The following is a 6,175-nucleotide window of genomic DNA, read 5'->3' on the forward strand; positions in this document are numbered from 1 at the left end:
AAAACAATTTCATTTAAAATAATTTTTACACATTCCGTTGGTTCCTGCGCAATTTTAAATTACTTTTGCGGCCTATTTCTAACAAACAACCTATTAAAACGAATGAAGAAAATTCTTTTCCTCAGTGCAGCGACACTGTGCCTTACTTTCCCGGCTTTTGCGGGAGATTATCTTACGAATACCAACCAACATGCAGCTTTCCTCCGTATGGTCGCACGAGGGGCTTCCATCGATATAGACGGTGTGTACAGCAATCCTGCCGGACTTTCCTTCTTACCCCACGAAGGATTTTATCTGTCACTGACCGGACAAAGTGCCTATCAGACACGCGAAATAAATGCTACGTTCCCACTCTTCCAACAAGCGGACGGCGCCGGAACTAACCGCCAATACAAAGGAACCGCATCTGCCCCTCTTATCCCCAGCTTCCAAGGACTCTATAAAAAAGACAACTGGGTGATTTCTGCCAGCTTCGCCATTACGGGAGGCGGAGGAAAGGCTTCGTTCAGCAACGGTCTTCCCATGTTTGATGCCTTGGCCATGGGAATGATCAGTCAGCAGACGGGAGGGAAAGTCACTCCACAAATGTACGACATCCACACCGCCATGGACGGCAAGCAGTATATTTACGGGCTGCAATTAGGATTAAGCTATAAAATCAATGACTGGCTGAGTGTTTTTGCAGGCGGACGAATGAACTACGTGCAAAGTGGATACGAAGGCTACCTGAAAGCGTATATGAAAGAAAATCTGGGTGGCAGCCAACTGGCCAATCTGGAATTGAACTGTGACCAAAGCGGATGGGGACTGACTCCTATACTCGGAATTGATGCCAAACTGGGACGCTGGAATCTAACAGCCAAATATGAATTCAAGACAAACCTGAATATCGAAAACAAGACCAATGTACTGGATGTACCTGCGGGTACCCCGGAGGCCATTATGAAACCCTACGCCGACGGTGAACAGACCCCAAACGACATTCCTGCCTTCCTGAGCGTAGCCGCCGGATACGAAATTCTGCCCAACCTTCGTGCTTCAGTAGAATATCATTTCTTTGATGACAAGCATGCAGGCATGCTGAACGACCGACAGAAAACCCTTAAACACGGTACCCATGAATACCTGGCAGGCCTGGAATGGGATATCACCAAACGGTTGACTGTCAGCGGGGGCTACCAACGCACCAATTATGGCCTCAGTGATGAATTCCAAACCGACACCAGTTTCTATTGTGACTCCTATTCGTTAGGTTTTGGCGCCAGAATCAACTTCACACAAGCTTGGAGCATCGATGTGGCTTACTTCTGGACACACTATGACAAGTACACCAAGGAAGTGGCCAGCTACAACGGCACTGGCCTCAATGGCACAGATGTCTACTATCGTACCAACAAAGTCTTCGGTCTGAGCTTGAACTATAAATTTTAAACTTTTCCGCTTCGTATCACAGATATCCATTTTTTTGATACGAAGCGGAATTTTTATATCCACATTCTCCTTCGAACAAATTGTTACGTGATCGTTCATTCCATGAAAAAAAGCCAGTACCCATTTCCTTTATTCTTCACTTTTTATATATTTGTAACCTAATATCCTTACAAACCCTTCAAAAATTAAACTATGAGCAAGAAACTATCGTGGGTACTCTTATTTACCTTATTAGGAAGTATGACATTTACCGGATGTACGGATGAAGATCCGCAAGACAACAATTCTTCTACTAACCCATCCGACAATAACGAAGATACAAATGACGATTCGTCACAAAGCATATCCAATGAAACCTATTATGCCAATAAGTTTGGGAAAGATGCTTTGGAGACTTATTATCTATGGAACGAAGAAATTCGCGATGACCTGAACCAATGGAACATTGAAACCAACAATGATCCTATCGGCACATTCAGCCGGATAAGATACCACGAAGGGGAAAAATACATAGACAAATGGTCCATGCTCACCAACGACATGACTTCCCTTACAAATAATATGAACGGCACAACCACTTCATTTGGATGGAACTTGACTATTTACAATATGTCAAGTACAGTAAACAGAGAGCAATACATAGGGGTAGTCAATTTCGTATACAAAGATTCTCCCGCCGCTAAAGCAGGTCTTAAACGAGGAGACATCTTGCTCACTTTGGATGGTAAAATCATCAATTCCGAGAATTACATGAATCTGTATTCTAACAGTACATTGACTGTCACGCTCGGACTGCTGGATCCGGAAAGTTATACTATTCAAGACCAAAACAAGGAAGTATCACTTACCGCCGTTTCCATGTATGAAAACCCGGTCATTTGCGATTCTATCTATGAATTCAACGGTAAAAAGGTAGGATATCTGGCCTACACCAGTTTTGATTTTGCTTCCATTCCTCAAGTTATCGAAATCAGCCGCAAATTCAAGGCAGAACAAGTCAAAGAACTTATCCTCGACCTACGCTATAACACCGGAGGATATGTGACCACAGAACAGGTGCTAGCCTCTCTGTTTGCCCCCCAAGCCGCAGTAACCAACAAAGAAGTTTTTGAGAAAGAAGTTTATAACAAAGCCTTGACTCAATATTACCAAGAAAAAGGCATAAACCTGGAATCTCATTTTGAGACTGATTTTGAGTATCAGGACCAAGGCCAAACCGTAAAAGTGAATACCAAAGATGCCAATATCGACTTGGAAAAGATTTATGGTCTGATAGGTTCCAGATCAGCATCAGCTTCAGAAGCTCTTTTGGGAGGACTGATGCCTTACACTCAGATAGAACTTATCGGAAGCCAGACGCAAGGGAAATACTGTACCGGGTCCCTCATTTCAGCCAAAGATTTCTATATAAATACACCAGCCGAACTTAACAATTGGGGAACCTACGTCATGATAAATATTTATCAAAACGCTCGAGGCGAAACACCCTGCATGCCCGATGGACTGATTCCCGACATTGCCGTGGACGATACTCCGTTGCTTCCCTATGCAATAGGGGATGTGAACGAACCTTTATTGAAGCAAGCACTCATAGAAGCCGGACGTACATACGATGAGAGCTCGACATCTAGAACTCTCAGCCGTAGCATGGTTCCCAAATTCCGCAAACTTCCTCAAGCAGAAAACAGGACTTTTGGAAAACGTATCCTGACGTTACCTTCGACAGTCATCCGCGATATGCGAATCAAAGCGGAAGCTCAATAACATCGTCACACTCAAAAAAATCAGCCGGCCAACCTCATAGAGAGAGTTAGCCGGCCAATTTTTTCCATAAAACATACAGATATTTTTTAAAAGATTATTCTTCCCACACCAGATAGGCAGAAATCAGCCAATGATTCAATTCATTGCCGCTTGCCGGCTGTGCATCCGGAATACTTACCGTAAAGGTATGCTTGCCGGCCTTCAAATCTTTCAGACAGATTTCCTCCGGCGTTACGTCCGAACCCGGACACCAATTGGAACGAGACAAGTCGGAAGAGGCCAAGGGTTCTTCCACTTCTTTGGTTTTATAGCCTTCCTCACTGATATAAGCTGCCAGACGTTTGATCAACCACACTCCCGTAGCCGGATTAAAACGACGGAAAGAAGCACAATCGTCCCGCCAAGGAATGAAGTTATAAACCTCTTTTCCATCCACAGAGAGAATATTTCGCTTCTGCACAAATTCATCCCCTCCTTCATGACCGCCATGACCGGTCACAATATATTTCAGACGGACATTCTTTGCATTCTCTGGTAATACGAAATCTGTAGAAACCGACTTACGGGCAAAAATATCCGGATACGTCTGACCAATATAATATACCGTATTCATCAAGGGCTCCACATGACGGCGCACCAGTTTCTCACAAGTCACCGGAGTTTCCTTTATCTTCAGCTCCATGCTGGCCACATAACCTTCCGTCGTCCAAGTATCAATGAAGATGCCGACATAAGCCTCTCCTTTCAATGCCGGATACAAATCGGTGATATCCTGTTCCCACTGTACACATTTCTCCCATTTGGGTATATAAACCGGACGGCGCTTGCTCGACAACGAATCATCATTCTCACTGAAATGTCCTACTCCAAAAGGTGTCATAAAACGCATCAGCTCAATCGTAGGCAGGTAATCTTTTCCTGGCACGATTCCCACCATATTCTCCAATTTCAGGCTATCAATTTCCGGAAACTTCTTTTTTCCCTGCGCAATACTCAACAGATTGATGGCCGAATGTTTCGGTATCACGAAGCAAGAACCCGACTTATCCCAGCGGTCGCCATTCGAAGCCAATGTCACTTTCACACTGACCGTCACATCCCGTTGGTAATCGGGAATCTGAATCTTCTTCAGAATGATTCGCCCGTTCACCAAATGAATGACTCCATTTCCATCTGCTGCGGAATAATTGGCATACGTATCCGGTGCGAAATGGATATTCTCCTTATTAAACACCGTCAAGTTCAAATCTCCCTTGGCCGGGAGTTCCTTATGTCCTGCCGCATATACATTCAAGGCCACGCACAAGGAAACAAACATGCTTACTATTTTCATAACTTCTGTAGATATTAATTACTTTCAATGACCTGTCCTGCTCCCCGATACAATTTCACCGGTCCGTCCAACAACACGGCCACAACGGTTATCTGCGGATCCAATACACGGTCGGGAACTTCAATATACAAATTGCCCGGCACCTCACTCCAATAGTTTTTGTTGTATACCTTGTAGGACAACATAGCTCCGTTGCCTACTACCCATACCCGATTCACCTTGTTCATCAACCCTTTTACCTCAATCGGTCCGTTAGGCTTATAGGGTAAATACAAATACAGAATATCTCCACCTTTATTTAAGGTAGTATATCCTTGAAAATGTTCCGTCGGGATACCCGCACGGGTATCATAGATGGCTTCTTTGTGCTTCTTGGTCCAACGTCCAAATTCCTTCAGGATGGCTACCTGCTCTTCCGGAATGGTTCCATCTTCCTTCGGACCGATATCCAGCAACAGGTTTCCTCCCATACTCAGGCAGTCGACAAACGTACGCAACAGGATAAAAGGAGATTTATAATTGGTATCAGTATGCTGATAGCCCCATGAATCGTTCATGGTCATGCACAATTCCCAATACTTATCCTGAGGACGCACAATAGGAACCCCCTGCTCAGGAGTGGCATAATCGCCATAGCCCTGAATACGGGAATTGATAATCACATCCTTGTTATCCGACCGCAGCAACTCCACAATTCCCTTTGAGTTCCAAGCCTCAGCCGTCTGTTCCCAGTCTCCGTCAAACCAGTACAAATCCGGTTTCCACGTCTTGTTCAATTCCGACAACTGGGCCATGTTGAATTCCACAAACCGTTTCCAGCGTACGGAATCATTTGTATAACGCACATCGGTCCGTGTCATGTTCGGATAATCCGGATGCGACCAGTCCAACAGCGAATAATAAAATCCCAGTTTCAGCCCCTGCTTACGGACTTCTTTCACAAAAGGACTGAGCAAGTCCCGTTTAGCAGCCGTTGATTTCACGGTGCTCAACGCTCCGGCCTTGGTGTCCCACAAAGCCACCCCATCATGGTGCTTGGTGGTAATGACCGTATAGCGTGCGCCACTCTCCTTTATCAAATCCACCCACGCTTTGGGGTCATACTTGGAGGCCGTAAAGCCATCCTTCTGACTCATATACTCTTCATAAGGCAGATACTTGTTGAAAAAAGACCAGCTCTCGGAAACCCCTTTCACTGAATAAATTCCCCAATGGATAAAAATGCCCAACTTCGCATCGGCAAACCACTCCATCCTTTTTTCCTTCTGCACATCCTGCGATACTTTATCCGATGTCTGTCCCCAAACCGGGGTCCCCACAAGACTCAAAGACAGCAGGGTCGCAAATAATTGATTCTTCACCATAATAAAAGATTTAAATTAACAATAATTCCATGAGAACCTGCCTGCACTTTTACAAGAAAGAACTTGCGTGCAAAAACAACCCATTTCCTCGATTTTCAAAGATACGGATTTATCCGCTACAATTTTGCTCATCAGGAATTTTTCTCTCATTTCATAAACCTAAAACCCATAAAAAAAGCACCATACTCGCTAAAGTATGATGCTTCACTCTAAAAAACAATAGAACTAGCGGAAGCTGGGGGATTCGAACCCCCGGTACGGTAACCCGTACGGCAGTTTAGCA

Annotated in this window: 4 protein-coding genes; 2 read left to right on the plus strand and 2 right to left on the minus strand. The window is 44.6% G+C overall.

All coding sequences use genetic code 11. The features are described 5' to 3' along the window. The first annotated feature begins 102 nt into the window (after positions 1 to 102). On the plus strand, positions 103 to 1,431 hold the full coding sequence (locus tag RDP42_RS10010) for a hypothetical protein (RefSeq protein ID WP_308763568.1): 1,329 nt from the start codon (positions 103 to 105) through the stop codon (positions 1,429 to 1,431). A 192-nt stretch (positions 1,432 to 1,623) separates the two neighbouring features. Next, a complete protein-coding gene (locus tag RDP42_RS10015) occupies positions 1,624 to 3,195 on the plus strand; it encodes a S41 family peptidase (RefSeq protein WP_308763569.1) in 1,572 nt (523 codons plus the stop codon). 94 nt (positions 3,196 to 3,289) lie between these two features. Here the strand turns inward: RDP42_RS10015 and RDP42_RS10020 are convergent, their stop codons facing one another. Both RDP42_RS10020 and RDP42_RS10025 read right to left on the minus strand, forming a co-directional pair. After that, entirely contained in the window at positions 3,290 to 4,528 is a 1,239-nt protein-coding gene (locus RDP42_RS10020) for a PNGase F N-terminal domain-containing protein (protein WP_308763570.1), read from the minus strand. A 14-nt stretch (positions 4,529 to 4,542) separates the two neighbouring features. Then, positions 4,543 to 5,892 (minus strand): alpha-L-fucosidase, encoded by a 1,350-nt coding sequence (locus RDP42_RS10025; RefSeq protein ID WP_308763571.1) that lies wholly within the window; start codon positions 5,890 to 5,892, stop codon positions 4,543 to 4,545. Positions 5,893 to 6,175: the final 283 nt, after the last annotated feature.

The organism is uncultured Bacteroides sp. (assembly GCF_902472605.1).
In the GTDB taxonomy this organism is placed as follows: Bacteria; Bacteroidota; Bacteroidia; order Bacteroidales; family Bacteroidaceae; genus Phocaeicola.

Excerpts from the sequence above, each read along its gene's own strand:
- RDP42_RS10025 (WP_308763571.1), bottom strand. The coding sequence starts at position 5,892 with ATGGTGAAGAATCAATTATTTGCGACCCTGCTGTCTTTGAGTCTTGTG.
- RDP42_RS10015 (WP_308763569.1), top strand. The coding sequence starts at position 1,624 with ATGAGCAAGAAACTATCGTGGGTACTCTTATTTACCTTATTAGGAAGT.
- RDP42_RS10020 (WP_308763570.1), bottom strand. The coding sequence starts at position 4,528 with ATGAAAATAGTAAGCATGTTTGTTTCCTTGTGCGTGGCCTTGAATGTA.
- RDP42_RS10010 (WP_308763568.1), top strand. The coding sequence starts at position 103 with ATGAAGAAAATTCTTTTCCTCAGTGCAGCGACACTGTGCCTTACTTTC.